The organism is Paenibacillus sp. JMULE4, assembly GCF_013337105.1.
Taxonomy (GTDB): Bacteria; Bacillota; Bacilli; order Paenibacillales; family NBRC-103111; genus Paenibacillus_G; species Paenibacillus_G naphthalenovorans.
The window spans coordinates 1-16,590 of sequence record NZ_SGWF01000016.1 but is presented as its reverse complement, the minus strand read 5'-3'; the positions used below and the strand labels follow the sequence as shown (position 1 = coordinate 16,590).

Below are 16,590 nucleotides of genomic sequence, written 5' to 3'. Positions count from 1 at the left end.
CAATAATCCATCTTATTTACCATGGTTTTTGGAAAGGAGTCATATACGTTCATGATTCGCGATATGATTGGAGCCTCCGCCGCTATCCGGCAGATTCCTTCACACGGCCAAGACAAGCCGCTGGACACAGGAGGCGCGGGAATCACCGCCAGCATCGGAAACGACGGCAAACTGCGTTCTTTCAATGACAAGCACAGCGTTCACGGCTATGTCACCCTGACCGGCATAGAACCGTTTCCTAACTCGGAGTGGTATCACTCCGATTATGTTCGCAGCTACCGTACTCTCCTTGTGGAATCGGACGTTACCGGCTTCGGCTGCGTGCCGGAGCAGGCTGAAGATACCAGCCTTTTCCTCATCGATCACCGCTACCCGGCATGGGAATCCGCCGGCGGTTCCTGGGAAGCGGCGGCAATTTATCTCGTTGATGAATCGGCGACCGGTTCACCCAGACTCGTGCAGTGGGTCCGCTGCAGGAATACAAGCGGAGAGCCGATCGATATGCGCTGGAATTTCGGGGGGCGCTTTAGCCTGCACCGCTGCAGCTATGGACAGCTGACCGAGGGCGGACCTATACCGCTTCCGGAGACGAAGCTCGGACTATCGGCCGATCAGCGGGGCTTATATATCCAGAGCCCTTCGTATGCCGCTGAGGCCGCAATTCTTTTATTCGGCTGGGATCATGCCCTGGAGGAGGAGCCCCGCAGCATCAGCAAAAACACCGATAAACCGGTCGATTATTCCAAACCTCTGACCGTACGGCTTATGCCCGGCGAAACCAGGGATCTGTTCGTCACCTATCAGATCAGGGATTTGAACGATACGGCGGGCGCGAATTCGTTTCATTACGGAGCGCCGAACGCCGACGATTTGACTGCCGCCATCGGCTCCAACGACCTGAAGCTTCTGCCTTCTGCCGAAGCTCTGCCTGGCATCCATATTTGGGCCAGGAATGTGGATTATATTCTTTCGTGCTGCGCCGTTCCCGTCAGGCCGGATTACTGCTGCATTTTGACCGATCACCAGCTTCTTCCTTTATCGTGGAACCGCGATTCATTCTACATGATGATGCTGCTCGTACAGGCCTACGAACAGGCGGAGCATCTATTCCGTAATCCGGAAAAAATCAGACGGCGGATTCTGCATGTATTGCGGGGGCATCTGTTATGGATGTTCGAGCGGGCGGATTGTCCGGAGCAATATTGGGGCCGGGCCTATCTGACGAACGGGTACTGCAAGGATTTGATCTACCAGCTTGATCAGCAGTGTTATCCGCTCTGGGAGCTGGCCGTCTATTATCAGCTGACGGAAGACAGAGCGGTGCTGGAGCGCTGCAAGGACCGATTCGTACAGGCGGTTCAAGGGCTGTTCCATGTGAAAGATCCCGATCATTGGTTGTTCCGCACCGCCGAAACGCCGGCGGACGATAAAGTGGAGCTGCCGTATCATCTGTCCAGTCATATTCTGCTGTGGAAAACCTTACAAGCGGTCGAACAGCTAAATCAAACCACAGGTTGGCTTCAGGAAGATATCGGAGCCTGGGCGGAGGGCGCCAAACAAGCGGTAGCCGAACATTTCAGCGGAAGCTGGAAAGGCAGCCCGGTTTGGGCTTACTTAACCGATGGGCGCGGGCGGCACTCCTACTATCACGATGCCAATGATCTGCCGACCGTGCTGGCGCCGGAATGGGGATTTGTCGAGCCCGGGACGCAAGCGTGGGAGCAGTGGAACGCGACGATGGCCTTCGCTTTTACGGAAGAAAACAAGGGAGGATTTTACCCTGGACCGTTCGGGGGCCTCGGGTCCGTTCATACGCCGCACCCATGGCCGCTTGGCGATGCTCAGGAGCTGGCTTGGCACCGGTTAAACGGCAGGCCGGAGGATTGGGCCCGGGTGTGGAGCAAGCTTCAGGCGACCGGCCAGCGGGACGGCCTGTTCTCCGAAGCTGTAGACGAGCAAACCGGCCGCGTCCGGTCCCGTTATTGGTTTTCCTGGCCCGGTGCGGCCATCGCGATGGAATGGCTTAAGCACAGCCGTTGATCATTGAAGGTTTAAGCAACAGCGGCAGGACCGCCCCGCAAGCGAATGAAACGGCTTGCGGGGCGGTCCGTCTATTATTCCACCAAACCTTGCTTATAAGCGTAAATGGCCGCCTGCGTCCGGTCTTCCACACCGAGCTTGGCGAGAATGTTCGTGACGTGAAACTTCACCGTCTTCACGCCGATGAACAGCTCGTCGGCCACATCCTGATTGGACTTGCCCGAGGCAATCAAACGCAGCACTTCCATCTCGCGCTCGGTCAGCTCCTCGTGGGGCAGCGATGCCTGCTTCGGCTGGCGCAGGCGGTTCATCAGCTTGGAAGCAACCTGCGGCTCGAGCACCGACTGCCCCTTCACCGCAGAGCGGATCGCCTGGGCGATTTCACCGGCGCGCGACGTTTTCAGAAGATAGCTGAATGCACCCGCCTCGATAACGGGATATATTTTCTCGTCATCGATAAAGCTGGTCAGCACGATAACCTTGCAGTCCGGGTACTGCTGCAGCAGCCGGCGCGTCGTCTCGATGCCGTCCATGCCGTCCATGACCAAATCCATCAGCACGACATCCGGCTTATACTCAAGCGCCATACGGATGCCCTCCTGACCGCTGCTCGCTTCGCCCACCACCTCTATACCGTCCTCCGTGCCAAGCACGGCCGCCAGACCAATGCGAACCATCTCATGATCGTCCACCAGCAGTACTTTAATCGTCGCTTCTTCCATTCTGATGTCCTCCTTCCGCCATAATCGGAATCCGAATATCAATACGCGTCCCCTTACCGGGAGCGGTAACTAAATTCATTGATCCGCCGATCTCGATGACGCGCTCCTTCATGGTGACAATCCCGTAAGAAGCCTGTTTTTTCATATCCAAATCAAAGCCGACGCCGTCATCCCAAATCAACAGCCGGACGGCATCCGCCGACGGCCTCGTAAGGCGAACCTCCAGCTTGGAAGCCTTGGAATGCCGAAGCGCATTGGACATCGCCTCCTGCACAATGCGGAACAGGTGGTCCTCAATGCCCCGCGGCAGCTTGATATCCTCGGTCAGCTCCCAATTGATCTGCATCGGCACCTTGGCGGACAATTCCTGCATCAGCTCGACAAGCCCTTCGGACAGCCGTTTGCCCTCCAGATGAACGGGCCGCAGGTGCAACAGCAGCGCTCTCATCTCCGACTGCGCTACGGAAGCCATCTCCTCGATCAAATAAATCTGCCGCTGCGCCTTGTCGAAATCTTTATCCAGCGTCCGCAGAGCGGCCGTCGCCGTCATCGAAATGGCGAACAGCTGCTGGCTAACGGCATCGTGCAGCTCCCTGGCCAGACGCTGCCGCTCCTCCACAATGGCCGAATACTTGGCCTTTTGCGCAAGCTGCGCGTTGTTGTTGGACAGCCGCTGAAGCGAGGTAACCTGCTCCTCCCACTTTTTCGTGATCGCATTTAGCTGCTCCCCCAGACGGCCGATCTCGTCTTCGCCCAACGGAGGTACCGAGCGGCTAAGGTTTCCTTTTTCCAGGGAGAGCATCACTTCACGCAGAAGCTCCAGCCTCCGCTTCATACGGCTGCTGTACCAAAGCCCGTAACAGCCGCCGATGACGACAACGATGGTGATGAGGGTAAGACTAACCCATACGCCTTGCTGCCATGATTCGAACGCTTTTATATATCCCTTGGATTGCAGGAAATAGACTATAACGGCAAACAAAACAAGGCTGAGCCCGATCGACTCTGCCATGCTTCGCCATATCATGTTGGTCAGACGTTTGTCATGTCCATCCATTTCCTAAGCGCCTCCAACGGTTTTAAACGATTTTAATATCAATGTCGGCCACGATATACGAAATTTCCAGGTTCACCTGATGAACCGCAGTCCGATAATTGGGCGACTGCCAGACCATTTTATTGAGTACCCCGGCCTCTTTATCATAGCCGATGCTCGTCTGTCCGAACAATACCGACGCCGATACAGACAAGCCTACATCTTCGGGTACGATCAAATCGATATCGGCGATCACGCCCTGCAGGATGATCGTCGTTTCTTTCTGCTCGGGAATGGCATACGTTAAATCCATCTGCAGCTCCCCAAGCACGTTCCAGATTGACATGCTGCGTAAAATCCACGGTTCCCTGCCCCACCGGATGCTTTCGATCAGGCTTTGCTTGCGAACGTGACGGCCATCCTGATGCATTTTACGCATTTTATTGTAAAAAAAGCCGAGCGAAATCAGAATAATCGCCACAATCATGGGCAAATTACCGCCTACCAGAAGCAGCAGCCCGATGATCATCAGCCCGTAACCTTTTCTCTCGTCTCCCGAATGAAATTTATGGACACCGATCAGAAGTAAAAAGAGGGCTACCACGGTAAAAAAACTGAGATGATTGTCCGCCAGCAAAAACAATCCTGCGCCAATAAGTATAAGCGCAATGTTGTGATTGCGTTTGCGATGCATCCGTGCCGCCCCCTTTCGCCTAGTCTCCGGTGATTTAAGTAAAAGCCATAGCGGCTTGGAACGGCCCTCTATGGCTTTTGCCTTTCATAGCATATCACAATTGTCCACTTTGCTCCAAGCGCATTTTTCCTTGCGTTTACTGCCCTTGTTCGGAGGACATTTTTTCTTTCAGAAGCTGCAGCTGATCATCTATTTTTTGCTGTTTTGCCGGATCTGCGGCTATTGTGCTGCCGTAAAGAGAGCCTGCGTAGGCAGAGCCTGCATAGGGCTTGCGCGCCAATTCCGCTTCCACTTCCAGCGTCATGATTTTTTCTTCCATGCGGCGGAAGCCTTTCACGGCGCTGCCTCCATCAATCACGTTCTGATTTGTGACCTCGGCCATTTGCTTTTTCGCTTTCGCGAGCTGCGCTCTGGAAACCAGTTCGCTGCGTTTATTACGCATTTGGTAATAGGCATCCTTCATTTCGTGCAGCTGCTGCAGCAGCTCCGCTGCTTGAGCCTTCGCCTGCTCGTGCATTTCCGCATATTCCGTGATTTTTCCGTCATAGTACAATTTTTGCTCTAAAGCTTGCCGCGCCGTCGCCTCTTGACCGTTCTTCAGTGCTTCTCTGGCCTGTTCTTCGTATTGCGCACTGAGGCGGACCGCTTCTTCCCCGCGCTCTTTCAGCTTGCGCTCGCTGGAGATTTGACGGGCTACCGTCACTTCAGCCTGTGCGATTTCCTCTTCCATATCCCGAAGATATTGGTTCAGCATGACGATCGGATCTTCCACCTTATCCAACAATTCATGCATCGATGCTTTTGTCATATCCTTAATTCTTTTAAATACTCCCATGGCTACACATCTCCTTTAGGTTGATTTTGTTGTTTTTCATATTGCGCGACTTTGGCGCGAAGCTCTTCGATTTCTTTTCTCAAGGCTTTCTTTTCAATGTCTTTCATCATATCGTCCAGGCTGCTTCTGGCCGGTTCTCCGTATCCGGAAGCGGGCTGTGCGTACTCTCTTTCATAAGCAGGGTTGTCATGCTGCGGAGCCCAGCCGTACTTTTGCGCCTTGCGATAGTGCTTCTCCGCGCGCTTCCAATCCTTACAGCTGCCCCACTTGTGGCCGAAGCCGCCTTCCGAAGCGTACCCTGGACCTCCGCCGTAGGGTCCCCCTGAATAAGGCTCGTTCGGAATCACTAGTGCAGCCAGGAAATAGAGCGGGATAACGACCCCCGCCGAAAAGAACGCCGCGATCACGACCAGAAGGCGCAGCAGCGTGGCGTCGATGCCGAACAGCTCGGCAAGACCTCCGCACAGGCCGGTAATTTGGCGGTCGGTACGTGAACGGTAAATTTTAGTCATAGTTAATTCCAGCCCTCCTGCTTCAGTTTATTGCGCAGCTTCGCAAGCTCCTGCTCCACCGCTTGTGTTGCGGTCCCGCTGACATTCGTCCAAGCCTCGCGCATCCCGCTTCTCACTTCCCTGAGTGTACGGGCCGACAGTTCCATATCGGACACCCGCTCCTCCAGCCGGTCGAACATCCGTGGTGTCGGACCGCCTCCCGAATGACGCAGCCTCTCGTTCATGCGCTGCTGCAGCTTGATGGATTCGAGCCTTGCAATGTAATAACTGCGTTTGGAAACGACCTCGTCAAAATCCGCCTTGAGCTGCTGAAGCTGGTCCTCCAACTCAACGATGCCCACCTTGCTTTGATCGTACAGCGCTTTATACTGTGCCGCCTTCTCCTCCTGCTGCATTTTTTCCTGCAGCGCGATGCGCGCGATTTCATCCTCGCCGGCTTTGAGCGCCAAGAGCGCTTGCTGCTCCCTGCGTTCCTTCATCTTCTCGGCTGAGGTGTACTGCTGACGGAGCGATGCCGCATGCGTCAAACACTGATGCAAAAGCCGTTCGGACTCTCGGATTTGCTCCGATTGGTTCGCCAGATATTTGTCAATCAAGCGTACCGGATCTTCCGCATTCTCCAGCATTTCGTTAAAATGCGCTACCGTTATGTCCCGGAATCGTTTGCCTAAACTCATGCTTTGGTCAACCACCTTTTCTCCTGAATTTCGTTAATGTTGTCTAGTAAGCTTTCTTGCCCCGGAGCATGGACACTCCGTACCAGATCAATCCGACAGCAATCAGAATTCCGATCAAGCCCGACAGCTTGCCGAGAAGAATCATTCCGCCCAAGACGATCAAAATCCAGCCGATGATGCTCTTTCCGTTTTTCAGCCCCAGAAATCCGAGACCCACCATCGCTGCCGGGAACAGGAATCCCATCAAATGATGCCCGAAGTGAAAGCCCATTTTGTTCAACAGGATCAAGGATCCGAAGGTGATCAACAGCAGCGCCAATCCGACATGTTTGTTCACTTTCATTTACTTCGCTCACCGCCTTTCGTTTCGTTGTCGGTCGTTTATGTCTTTATTTTAGGGGAATAGGGCTCCCTTCAAAACGGACCTGCGGCGGTTTTTGAAACTGGACCTAAGTCCAGTAACCAACCCTCCTGCGGACAAGCAAGCTCCGGGACCGGCAGACCGCATGATAACGCGAACCGCGGGCATACTAGACTTAACCAATTCAAGAACAGGATGGTAAACAAAATGAAATTCACAAAATACACAACCACGCTTTGGGCGGTCATCGCTCTTTTGCTGATGCTGCCGATGTTGGGAGCCGCCGTCGCCCCGAATTCGAATGCCGGTTCACAGCAGGAATCCGTCCCTGCTCCGGTACTCATCTATGACGTTAAGCAGGATAAAGTAGTCCAAGCGATTCCTAATACAGCCGAACTCCGCCAAGAGGCGTCGGACTGGTTTCAGCGAGTCGGAGGCTTATCCGGAAGATTCAGTGTCGGAGCGAACAGCGGTATTGTCATTCGGGTGCCGTTCCAGCCCCCGCTGCCCGTGACCAAGGCCGGTTTATCTTTTCAGTGCAAAGAACTGTTCGTCATCCTTCCCAGCCACGAAGAAAAAGAAAGCCCCCAGCTGCTGGCGTTCAGCACGGAGGACAAAACGTTCGTATTCGAATGTTCTTACCAAGAATTCGAGCCGTTTCTCAAAAAGTATAATATCGCTTTTGAAAGCTTATGACAGGGTTCGCCCGCTTCACTTAAGGAGAGATGCACGAATAAAATCGGAACCCCTCACCCCTGTATATGGGCTTTTCAACTCTTATGGGCACTATCCCTAAGGCTCAGATAATCGCAAACGTACAAGCGGTCCTTTTAAAAAAACAACTAAAATAAATACTTGAAATCAGAGCGTATGTTCGATATTATTTGATTAGGAACATTTGTTCGGATGGCCATGATAGAACAATGAACTGAGCTATGGGGATAATGGCCATAAGGACTTTGAAGTACAATATATCATGGGATGAGCAGCGTCGAATTTCATCTCAGTTCACGCCACATCTCGAGACTTCAGCCACAGCAGCACCCGATTAGAAAAAATCAGGCAAATAGGTTTGACGCACGGGAATAAGCCGCTCCAACCTTTCGACCATTTCCGGCTTGCAATGCAACCTGCCTATTTCCCTCAAAAAACCCGGCCGCTGATAGCCCATGAGCATCGTAGACAATGTTTGAATGTCGCACTGTACTAATGGCCAATCCACCGTCGTTCCTGAATCATCAGCCACCCGTGCCGTTCCGGACTCATCTATCTTCACTTCGAACATCCGGTTGTTCCACTCTGCATGGGCATCCGACACGTCCAAAAGCAGCGTACTCTCTGTCCCTGAAGCGAAAGGATATTTCTCCAGAAAGCTTGCCGCATCTACGATCCGAGCCATAAAGTAAGGCACCAGCTCTTGCTTCACCCTGGGGTTGTCCAACAGGAAGGGCAGCCGATCATCCGAAGGTGCATTCACGATCAGCTTATCGATCATTGAATCGTGATCCGCCAAAAAACGCCACATTCCCATACGGGCCTCATGGTGCAGACTGACGAACTCATGAACTCTTAATACCCTTTCCTTTACCTGATAAAAAACGTATCCTGCCGGCTGGCCTTCCGTATCGTAATACACTGCGACTGTGCCCTGCTTATTTGCAAAAATGCGTTCCCGCCACCATGATTCATCTCTGACCAAAGCGCCGTTATACCGGGAGGCATATTTTTCGTAGATACTTCCCAGTAAAGGAAAATCCTGTACGATGCGCAGGATGCGTCCAGGTTGTGGACCTACTTTTGGCAGCAGTCCCGAAGGAATCTCATAAATTTTGTAATCCGTATAGGTCTCCCAACCATATTTACGGTAAAACGCAAACTGAAAGGGATGCAAAAACGATATGGTTTGTCCTTTATCCCGCATGACGCGTAATGCATTGGTCAGCAATTGTGCTACAAGACCGCCGCGCCGGTACTCCGGCCACGTCGCCACTCCGGCGATGCCGCCCATAGCAAATGTTTTGCCCTGAATACGAGTCTCCAGGTTGAGAATCGTCATTTTGGAAGCCAGCCGTCCATCCACATATGCCCCCCACAATTCATCGGAGTGAAGGTTGGCTTTACGTCTCTCCCGCTCTCCCGGCGTAAGTACGTTTTGAAAAGCAAATTCGGACAGCTCCAGACTCTCTGCAAAATGCTCTCTTGGAATATTGCGAATCTCTACTTTTCTATTCATGCACTATCCCTTTCCTTCCCCTTACGATCATTTTCACGATTCGATCGATTTACAATTCGCCACCATTTCATTGTGCAGCAAACGCCGCTTTTAAACAACCTATTTCACCGGATCCGGCAGCGTACTCCTTAGAGGGACAGGTGTTTTTCCCCAATTCCCCCCAATTCGGGTATACGTCCAATCAGCAGACATTACTTCCTCATATCTTATATCAGATTTTCTGAAAGGGGGATATCACATGAGCTTTGCTGGAGGCTTCTTTACGACCACTGGTGTCATATTGGTACTCTTTATCCTTCTAGTTATTGTCTCCCGTGCATGGTTTATCTAATGCCCAAAAACCCAAAACCCCCGGCCGGGTTTTCGCCCTCCGGGGGTTTTCAATTTTGTCTTAATTCTCAGATAACCACATAATACGAACCTTCTCCCCCTGTGCTGCCCCCCTACCGCCCGAGGGAATGCAGATCAGGCAGTCGGCATCTTTAATCGACACCATGATACTTGATTTGTCGAGTCCAGCCGGCCGGACCTTTACCATACCGCCTTCGATACGCGAAGTTCCGCGCACATAACGGGGATACGCAGAGCCTTTGCTATAATCCACATCCAAAAAAGCCTCGGCTTCCGGCAGCAGTGGATGGTTCGCACCGAGAGACGCCTTCATAAACGGTCGAACGAGCAGCTCAAAGCCTACATAAGAGGCTCCGGGATTACCCGACAGCGCGAAAAGCGGCTTACCGTGCCACATACCGCATGATGTCGGGCTTCCCGGACGCATGGAAACCTTATTAAACAACAGGGTTCCGTCCCACCGTTCGAACAAATCGACCAGCACATCCTTATCGCCAACCGAGACGCCCCCGGTTGTAATCACGATATCAGCCCATTCGAGCGCAGCGAGCAGCTGTTTTTCTACAACCTCTGCCTCGTCAGGCAAAATCGGCATCATTTGTGGAAGCCCGCCTGCTCCCTTGACTTGGCAGGCCAGCATATAACTGTTGCTTCCGCGAATTTTACCGGGAGCAAGCGGTGAGTCCACAGGCAGCAGCTCGGAGCCGGTAGAAAAAATCGCCACCTTAGGCTGCTGAAAGACCGGTACGCGGTGGAATCCAAAGGTAGCCAGTATGGCAGCCTCACCCGGTCCGATGATACAGCCCCGTTCCAACAGCGGTGCGCCCGGCGACACTTCCTGGCCTATCGGCGTGATGTTCTCGCCTGCTTTCATCGCTTTACGTATCCCTACAGTTCCATCCCTTGCATCCTCAGCCCTGTCAGTCATCTCCAGCATAATCACCGCGTCTGCGCCTTCCGGCACGACAGCTCCGGTCATGATCCGTGCCGCTTGTCCCGGTCCGATCGCTTTGGTCGGTACCCAGCCGCAGGGGATCATTTCCGTGACCTCCATCCTAATAGGAGCATCAGCTGCAGCCGACGTCGTATCTACTGCTCTCACCGCATACCCGTCTACTCCCGACCTGCGAAAATGCGGCACCGGCTCGTGTGCGGTCATGTCCTGTGCCAGTCTTCTCCCAAATGCTTCCTCCAGCGGAACCTCTTCTGTCTTCATCAGCTGTGCTTGCTGAAGCACTTGCCGCTGCGCTTCCTCTAAAGTCACTGCCCTCCGGCCAAATCTTAAACTGCCCACGTGTTACCCTCCAATTTGCGACGTACGTCTGACTGTCGGTGTATGGTTCTGCTCTTCGCTCTGAAGCCTATTCATCATCTCATGAAATAACCGCTTCCAAGGCTCAAAAGCTTATTATACTCATCCGGATTGTTAATGTTTCCTGTAAAATCAGTCGGAATCCCCAGTTCTGCAAAGAATGAGGCATCCGCTTCCTGCACACGAAGCTCACGGAGCAAACGCATCATCCGGTAATCTTCTTCAGCAAGCAGGCGCTCCACGATTTGAAGGCATCGACGGTGGTACAAGCCATGCAGCGGATGCAAACGTTCATGCAGCCGCGCAATCACCACATCGCTATCGGTATCTTTTCGCAACCCGCTCATCGCTTCCGCGGCTCGGGCATTGACCAAGGGCATATCGCAGCCGACAACCCACAATTCGTCGTTACGTACGGCGGTCATGGCTGCCTGCAGCCCGGCAAGCGGTCCTTTCCCCGGCTGCAAATCGGGAATGACGCGAACGGCTCCGGCGAATGGCTTCAGTTCATCCTCATACCGCTCTGGCTCTTGGGTTACTAGAATCAGCTCACTGCAGACCCTGCCAAGCTCCGTCAGCTGCCTAGCCAAAAACGTCCGGCCTTCGTACTTTAGCAGTGCCTTGCTGTAACCGCCCATGCGCCGGTTCAATCCGCCGGCCAAGATGATGCCCGACCTTTCCGTTTCCTTTGGGCTTCTGTCTTGCATCGGACAAACCCCCGCCTTTATGCTCGTTCTTATTTCATTCCTTACTATAGGACAAAGAAGATGGAATGTCTATGGTTGATAGCTCTCAATCACGCAAGGGTCATTCTCGCTGCCTCGCGGCTTCCATGCCCGCTGCCTGAAAAGAAAAAAACCTGAACCATTCTCCGGTCCAAGCTTTTTCCTAGCGGATTCATATATTATTGTAAATAACCCATTATAATGCCAGCCGTTTCTTCAATCGCTTTGTCCGTTACATTAATGACCAAGCAGCCCACCTGCTTCATCAAGTCTTGGGCGTATCGAAGCTCTTCGTCGATTCGTTCCATGGTTGCATACTTTGCTCCAAAAGGGAGCCCTACGGCTTTCAACCGTTCCGTACGAATTTTGTACAGCTTCTCGGCATCCATCGTTAGGCCGACGATCCGGTTACTCGGCACGAGGAACAACTCCTTAGGCGCCTTTACCTCCGGTACCAGCGGAAGATTGGATACCTTGATCCCCTTGTGAGCCAAAAAAATGCTCAGCGGCGTCTTGGAGGTTCGCGATACGCCGATCAGAACCAGTTGGGCCTTCAGTAGCGCACTCGTGTCGCGTCCGTCATCACATTTGACGGCAAATTCAATGGCTTCCACCCGGCGGAAATAATCTTCATCCATCAGATGGAGAAGACCCGGCTTACGTTTGGGCGCATCGTTAAATGTGTCGACAAACGCCTCCATCATCGGTCCCATGATATCCACGGCTCTGACACCCAGCCGGATCGCTTCTTCCTTCATGGTCTCTCTCAGTTCTGGCTGTACCAGCGTATATGCGACAAAACCGCCCCTTTGGGCAGCCTCCTCCAATATTGTACGGATCTCATCCTCACTCTTGATATGACCGATTCGTTTCGTTTTCACCTGATGTGCGTCAAACTGTCGAATCGTCGCTCTCACGACCGCCTCGGCCGTTTCTCCGACGGAATCCGAACAGATTGTAATTTCATACGACTGATCTTCACTCATCCGGTTCCTTCTCCTTTTATCCGCAAAATCCTTAATGGCCAACAGCCATATCCAGCAAAATTTTTGTCATAATGGTTTTGGTTATTCTGCCGACCACATCCCAACGGGGGATACCTCCCGCCTGCTCGAGCTTCGACGGTACGACTACCGGCAAGCTGTCCACCTGGTGATTAATCATTTTCTTAGCCGCATCGACCACCGATTCATCAGGCAACACGTGAATGACGTTGGGCTCGCGCGTCATCACCATACTGACGGGCATGGTGGCAGCATTCGTATTGCCGAATGTAAACTTGAGCAGGTCCTTGCGTGATATGATACCGGACAAGCACCCCTGATCATCCACGACGATCAAGCTGCCCACATTTTCCATAAAGAGTGAAACAACAGCATCGCCTACGGACGCATTTTCCTTCACGATAACAGGAAGCGCCTGCACTTCTTTAACTTTCGTATTCAACAGCTTCCTGGATGCATGGAGACCCGGAGACATAGCCGAGCCCGGTGTATATCCTACCTTCGGCTTGGCGTCTATGAGGCCCAGCATCACAAGCAGCGCCAGGTCCGATCGTAACGTCGGGCGGCTAAGCCCAAGCATTTCCGCTATTTGTTCGCCTGTAATTGGCGCATTTGCTTTTACCAGTTCTACGATCTGTAATTGGCGTGCAGTCAGTTCGATGACCGGTCCCTCCTCATTTCAAAGCAGCCACTGCTGTCTGCCTTTTGATTCCTATCCAATTGTACCAAAAATGCTCTCAAACTCATAGAACTGTAACTCAGTTTATTTTACCGATGAATTATGGTGTACTTTTATCGCAATATCGCTTTATTTATTGCGTATTATTTAATATTTAATTATACTATATATAATTGTAAATGAACACCATTATTGTTGGGAGGCACGAATGGGATGGAAAGGGAATTGGCGCTCGAGATAGTACGAGTCACAGAACTCGCCGCATTATCGGCTGCAAAATGGATGGGCCGGGGCGATAAAAATCAGGCAGATGGAGCTGCAACCGCAGCGATGCGCGCCATGTTCGATTCTGTATCCATTCGGGGAACCGTAGTGATTGGTGAAGGCGAAATGGATGAAGCTCCTATGCTTTATATTGGGGAGCAAGTCGGCAACGGACAAGGACCAGAGGTTGACGTAGCCGTCGATCCGCTTGAGGGTACCGAGCTTGTAGCCAAAGGGCTTAACAATGCCCTAGCCGTTATCGCCATCGCAGGTAAAGGAAATTTACTGCATGCCCCGGATATGTATATGGAGAAAATAGCGGTAGGACCTGCGCTTGCCGGACAATTAAGTTTGACCGAACCGCTGGAAAAGACGCTGAAGCGTGCTGCTGAAGTGCTCGATAAACCACTAAGCAACTTGACGATCATGATTCTTGACCGGGAACGGCATCGCGAACGAATCGAGACCTTGCGCCGAGTAGGCGTACGGATTAAGTTCTTGAGCGACGGCGATGTAGCCGGGGCCATAGCGCCTGCCTTATCCGAATCCGGAATCGACATGTACGTAGGCTCCGGCGGAGCCCCTGAAGGGGTACTGGCGGCCGCGGCACTGCGATGCTTGGGCGGAGAACTGTTAGGCCGACTACTGCCGGCGAACGATGAAGAATATGACCGCTGTATTGCTATGGGTATCAAGGATCCGCACAAAATATTGACAATGAACGATATGGTTGGAACGGATGATGTTATCTTTGCGGCTACCGGCATTACCCCGGGAGAAATTTTGAACGGCGTCCGGTATATGCCTAACTTGAGGGCGGAGACGCATTCGATCGTCATGCGCGCAAAAACCCGTACGATCCGTTTTATCCAATCGAGCCATTATTTACCTAATAAACAATTACTTCAAGAAACCTATATTTAATTTAGGGCGGTTGATTTCTTCCTTTCCTGTGTTACTATTTACTTAGAATAAATGGATATGGGAGAAGGAATAACGCATGGATATCCTGTTTTATACCGTCGTCGGTCTGATTGCCGCCACGTTCGGAAGCTTGGTCGGCCTCGGCGGCGGTATTATTATTGTCCCCGCGCTTGTTTACTTGGGGCCTTATTTTATTGGCGAATCCATTCCGATTTCAACCGCCGTTGGAACATCGTTAGCCGTTCTTATTTTCACAGCTTTATCTTCTACAGTAACCTTTTTTAAACAAAAACGAGTTGATTTTAAAAGCGGGTGGCTCCTTTTCATCACCTGCGGTCCCGGAGCCATGCTTGGTTCCTACACTACGCAATACGTCAATGCCAAGTCGTTTCAGCTGGGCTTCGGAATATTCATGCTGTTTATGGCCGTCCTGCTTATACTTCGGGATTACCTCAAGCCGTTGGATATCAAGTGGAGCATTGAGCGAACGTATACGGACGGGAAAGGGCAAACCTTTCAATACGGTTACAGCGTTCTACCGGTGCTGGTCATCGGGCTCGCCGTCGGATTCATTGCCGGGTTGTTTGGCGTCGGCGGGGGAGCCCTGCTCGTACCGGTTATGGTTATTTTATTTCGTTATCCTCCTCATGTGGCTACTGCAACATCCATGTTTGTTATTTTACTCTCCGCTCTGATGGGAAGCACCACTCATTTTGCACTGGGTGAAGTGAATTTATGGATGGTGCTTGGATTAGCGCCAACCGCCATCGTTGGAGGGTGGCTGGGTGCAGTCATTGCAAGCCGGCTCGGCAGTAAAAAGCTGCTTTGGGTGCTTCGTGTCACCTTCTTGCTTGTAGCGTTGAAGATGATATGGGAAGGCGCATTTTTAAGCTGAAGACAAATATTCATATGTAAGTCAATTATAGCCGCACGGACAGAAGGCTCATAAGGGATAATTCCCTCCTCCTTATCCAAAACTAAAAGAACTGTATGTTTAGTGATAAGGGGGAGCCTTTTATGTATCGACAACCGTTCGCGGCTTTTTTCTATGCTTTAATGTTGGGTATGGTCTTATCTTCCTGTACCGGGACTACGAATGATGATTCAGATATGCCCAATCCTGAGCCGCAATCATTCCAACAGGCCAATCGTATTTCCAAGCTGGAACCACCGATTCCCGATCAAAGCATTCCGATCCCGGAACGTAAGCCAGACCATCAACAATCAACTCAGGAGTCTCCTCCCCCGGCGGCGGCTACGGTAGAAAAACCAGTGGCTCAGCCGGAAGCTAAGCCCAAATCCACTCCAATCCAAAAGGCAAACAAGAAGAGGTCACCTTCTTCGGAAAAACCCGCCAGGGAGGTGGCTACTCGGAACAAAGCGTTAACTTTATCCCAGTTAGTTAAAAAGTATCCTGATCTATTGCTGCTCAAAGGTCCTGAAGCATCGAGACAAGTGGCTCTCACTTTCGATGACGCACCGGATAAGCAGTATACTCCTCAAGTGCTAAATGTATTAAAACAATACAATGTCCGAGCTACATTCTTTATTCTGGGGTCCCAAGCAGAACAACATCCTGAGATCGTCAAGCGCATTGCGCGAGAAGGGCATGTGATCGGAAACCATTCCTATAATCATAAGCTGTTCACTAAACTATCTGACGAGAGCTTTAAATCTCAGGTGCTGCTTACACAAGCATCTTTGAAGTCTCTGATAGGCTATTCCCCCAGATTGATTCGGCCTCCTTTCGGAGAGATTAATGAAAATCAACTGTTGTGGGCTTCCATGCAAGGTTACCGCATCGTCAATTGGAATGTCGATTCGGAGGATTGGAAACAGCTCAATCGGAAACAGGTCACAAACAATATTTTAAACCATGTAAAAAAGGGATCGATCGTTCTTCAACACTCCGGCGGCGGACCTGGACAAAACTTAAGCGGAACCGTCGAAGCTCTACCCACCGTCATCCAAACCTTGCAGTCGCGCGGTTACCAGCTTGTCACTTTACCCGAGCTGCTTCAAGTGTCCAAACAGTTAAAGTAGCAGCATTTTCGTATTCAGGCACAAATCTTCATCCGCTCAATGAGCTGACTTACGGCGAGCCTGCTTTAGGCCTGGTTACTGCGTTCCAACTAATCTGATGGTCATTATGTCTAACTTGGCAGGCGCATTACGCAAAAGAGCTCTTAGGATAATAAATCCTAAGAGCTCTTTTCCATGT

The 16,590-nt window shown here is 51.8% G+C and carries 18 protein-coding genes; 6 read left to right on the top strand and 12 right to left on the bottom strand.

What is annotated here, in order from left to right; all coding sequences use genetic code 11:
• Positions 1 to 51: 51 nt before the first annotated feature.
• Positions 52 to 2,040, top strand: a complete 1,989-nt coding sequence (locus EXW96_RS17370) for a glycoside hydrolase family 125 protein (protein WP_171006036.1) — start codon at positions 52 to 54, stop codon at positions 2,038 to 2,040.
• 74 nt (positions 2,041 to 2,114) lie between these two features.
• Here EXW96_RS17370 and EXW96_RS17365 read toward each other — a convergent pair whose 3' ends face one another.
• From EXW96_RS17365 to EXW96_RS17335, 7 genes are all read right to left on the bottom strand, one after another.
• Entirely contained in the window at positions 2,115 to 2,762 is a 648-nt protein-coding gene (locus EXW96_RS17365; protein ID WP_137671197.1) for a response regulator, read from the bottom strand.
• Positions 2,743 to 3,819 (bottom strand): sensor histidine kinase, encoded by a 1,077-nt coding sequence (locus tag EXW96_RS17360; protein ID WP_054818849.1) that lies wholly within the window; start codon positions 3,817 to 3,819, stop codon positions 2,743 to 2,745. The genes EXW96_RS17365 and EXW96_RS17360 overlap by 20 nt, the downstream gene beginning before the upstream one ends.
• Positions 3,820 to 3,841: 22 nt before the next feature.
• Positions 3,842 to 4,492: a cell wall-active antibiotics response protein LiaF gene (gene liaF / locus EXW96_RS17355; protein WP_062409642.1), complete on the bottom strand. Its 651-nt coding sequence runs from the start codon at positions 4,490 to 4,492 to the stop codon at positions 3,842 to 3,844.
• 136 nt (positions 4,493 to 4,628) lie between these two features.
• The gene (locus EXW96_RS17350) at positions 4,629 to 5,327 is read right to left on the bottom strand and encodes a PspA/IM30 family protein (RefSeq protein WP_137671198.1); all 699 of its coding nucleotides are present in this window, start codon (positions 5,325 to 5,327) and stop codon (positions 4,629 to 4,631) included.
• A 2-nt stretch (positions 5,328 to 5,329) separates the two neighbouring features.
• Positions 5,330 to 5,839 carry a PspC domain-containing protein gene (locus tag EXW96_RS17345; protein ID WP_174351061.1) on the bottom strand — a complete coding sequence of 170 codons (510 nt, stop codon included), beginning with the start codon at positions 5,837 to 5,839 and terminating at the stop codon, positions 5,330 to 5,332.
• A 2-nt stretch (positions 5,840 to 5,841) separates the two neighbouring features.
• A complete protein-coding gene (locus tag EXW96_RS17340; protein WP_062409644.1) occupies positions 5,842 to 6,516 on the bottom strand; it encodes a PspA/IM30 family protein in 675 nt (224 codons plus the stop codon).
• 43 nt (positions 6,517 to 6,559) lie between these two features.
• Complete coding sequence (locus EXW96_RS17335) at positions 6,560 to 6,859, bottom strand: LiaF transmembrane domain-containing protein (RefSeq protein WP_054818846.1); 300 nt, start codon at positions 6,857 to 6,859, stop codon at positions 6,560 to 6,562.
• 225 nt (positions 6,860 to 7,084) lie between these two features.
• Here EXW96_RS17335 and EXW96_RS17330 point away from each other — a divergent pair, with 225 nt between their 5' ends.
• Entirely contained in the window at positions 7,085 to 7,573 is a 489-nt protein-coding gene (locus EXW96_RS17330; protein WP_174351060.1) for a hypothetical protein, read from the top strand.
• 352 nt (positions 7,574 to 7,925) lie between these two features.
• On the opposite strand, the gene EXW96_RS17325 is transcribed toward EXW96_RS17330, so the two are convergent.
• The gene (locus tag EXW96_RS17325) at positions 7,926 to 9,110 is read right to left on the bottom strand and encodes a GNAT family N-acetyltransferase (protein ID WP_062409645.1); all 1,185 of its coding nucleotides are present in this window, start codon (positions 9,108 to 9,110) and stop codon (positions 7,926 to 7,928) included.
• Positions 9,111 to 9,348: 238 nt separating this feature from the next.
• Between EXW96_RS17325 and EXW96_RS27665 the strand changes: the two genes are divergently transcribed.
• Positions 9,349 to 9,441 carry a sporulation protein YjcZ gene (locus tag EXW96_RS27665; RefSeq protein WP_083351381.1) on the top strand — a complete coding sequence of 31 codons (93 nt, stop codon included), beginning with the start codon at positions 9,349 to 9,351 and terminating at the stop codon, positions 9,439 to 9,441.
• Between the two features lie 60 nt (positions 9,442 to 9,501).
• Here the strand turns inward: EXW96_RS27665 and EXW96_RS17320 are convergent, their stop codons facing one another.
• From EXW96_RS17320 to EXW96_RS17305, 4 genes are all read right to left on the bottom strand, one after another.
• On the bottom strand, positions 9,502 to 10,755 hold the full coding sequence (locus EXW96_RS17320; RefSeq protein WP_174351059.1) for a molybdopterin molybdotransferase MoeA: 1,254 nt from the start codon (positions 10,753 to 10,755) through the stop codon (positions 9,502 to 9,504).
• A 74-nt stretch (positions 10,756 to 10,829) separates the two neighbouring features.
• On the bottom strand, positions 10,830 to 11,480 hold the full coding sequence (gene mobA / locus EXW96_RS17315; protein ID WP_137671203.1) for a molybdenum cofactor guanylyltransferase: 651 nt from the start codon (positions 11,478 to 11,480) through the stop codon (positions 10,830 to 10,832).
• Positions 11,481 to 11,677: 197 nt separating this feature from the next.
• Complete coding sequence (locus EXW96_RS17310) at positions 11,678 to 12,484, bottom strand: pyruvate, water dikinase regulatory protein (protein WP_074729837.1); 807 nt, start codon at positions 12,482 to 12,484, stop codon at positions 11,678 to 11,680.
• 31 nt (positions 12,485 to 12,515) lie between these two features.
• Positions 12,516 to 13,163 carry a helix-turn-helix transcriptional regulator gene (locus EXW96_RS17305; protein WP_174351159.1) on the bottom strand — a complete coding sequence of 216 codons (648 nt, stop codon included), beginning with the start codon at positions 13,161 to 13,163 and terminating at the stop codon, positions 12,516 to 12,518.
• Between the two features lie 231 nt (positions 13,164 to 13,394).
• On the opposite strand from EXW96_RS17305, the gene glpX reads away from it, so the two are divergent.
• The 3 genes from glpX to EXW96_RS17290 all read left to right on the top strand — a co-directional run bounded on the left by glpX (position 13,395) and on the right by EXW96_RS17290 (position 16,412).
• Positions 13,395 to 14,369, top strand: a complete 975-nt coding sequence (glpX, locus tag EXW96_RS17300; RefSeq protein WP_062409649.1) for a class II fructose-bisphosphatase — start codon at positions 13,395 to 13,397, stop codon at positions 14,367 to 14,369.
• A 76-nt stretch (positions 14,370 to 14,445) separates the two neighbouring features.
• Positions 14,446 to 15,264, top strand: coding sequence for a sulfite exporter TauE/SafE family protein (locus EXW96_RS17295; protein WP_062409650.1), 819 nt, complete (start codon positions 14,446 to 14,448; stop codon positions 15,262 to 15,264).
• 122 nt (positions 15,265 to 15,386) lie between these two features.
• The gene (locus EXW96_RS17290) at positions 15,387 to 16,412 is read left to right on the top strand and encodes a polysaccharide deacetylase family protein (RefSeq protein WP_174351058.1); all 1,026 of its coding nucleotides are present in this window, start codon (positions 15,387 to 15,389) and stop codon (positions 16,410 to 16,412) included.
• The last annotated feature ends 178 nt before the right edge of the window (positions 16,413 to 16,590 follow it).

Coding starts and splice junctions, on each gene's coding strand:
- EXW96_RS17370 (WP_171006036.1), top strand. CDS start 52: ATGATTCGCGATATGATTGGAGCCTCCGCCGCTATCCGGCAGATTCCT.
- EXW96_RS17365 (WP_137671197.1), bottom strand. CDS start 2,762: ATGGAAGAAGCGACGATTAAAGTACTGCTGGTGGACGATCATGAGATG.
- EXW96_RS17360 (WP_054818849.1), bottom strand. CDS start 3,819: ATGGATGGACATGACAAACGTCTGACCAACATGATATGGCGAAGCATG.
- liaF (WP_062409642.1), bottom strand. CDS start 4,492: ATGCATCGCAAACGCAATCACAACATTGCGCTTATACTTATTGGCGCA.
- EXW96_RS17350 (WP_137671198.1), bottom strand. CDS start 5,327: ATGGGAGTATTTAAAAGAATTAAGGATATGACAAAAGCATCGATGCAT.
- EXW96_RS17345 (WP_174351061.1), bottom strand. CDS start 5,839: ATGACTAAAATTTACCGTTCACGTACCGACCGCCAAATTACCGGCCTG.
- EXW96_RS17340 (WP_062409644.1), bottom strand. CDS start 6,516: ATGAGTTTAGGCAAACGATTCCGGGACATAACGGTAGCGCATTTTAAC.
- EXW96_RS17335 (WP_054818846.1), bottom strand. CDS start 6,859: ATGAAAGTGAACAAACATGTCGGATTGGCGCTGCTGTTGATCACCTTC.
- EXW96_RS17330 (WP_174351060.1), top strand. CDS start 7,085: ATGAAATTCACAAAATACACAACCACGCTTTGGGCGGTCATCGCTCTT.
- EXW96_RS17325 (WP_062409645.1), bottom strand. CDS start 9,110: ATGAATAGAAAAGTAGAGATTCGCAATATTCCAAGAGAGCATTTTGCA.
- EXW96_RS27665 (WP_083351381.1), top strand. CDS start 9,349: ATGAGCTTTGCTGGAGGCTTCTTTACGACCACTGGTGTCATATTGGTA.
- mobA (WP_137671203.1), bottom strand. CDS start 11,480: ATGCAAGACAGAAGCCCAAAGGAAACGGAAAGGTCGGGCATCATCTTG.
- EXW96_RS17310 (WP_074729837.1), bottom strand. CDS start 12,484: ATGAGTGAAGATCAGTCGTATGAAATTACAATCTGTTCGGATTCCGTC.
- glpX (WP_062409649.1), top strand. CDS start 13,395: ATGGAAAGGGAATTGGCGCTCGAGATAGTACGAGTCACAGAACTCGCC.
- EXW96_RS17295 (WP_062409650.1), top strand. CDS start 14,446: ATGGATATCCTGTTTTATACCGTCGTCGGTCTGATTGCCGCCACGTTC.
- EXW96_RS17290 (WP_174351058.1), top strand. CDS start 15,387: ATGTATCGACAACCGTTCGCGGCTTTTTTCTATGCTTTAATGTTGGGT.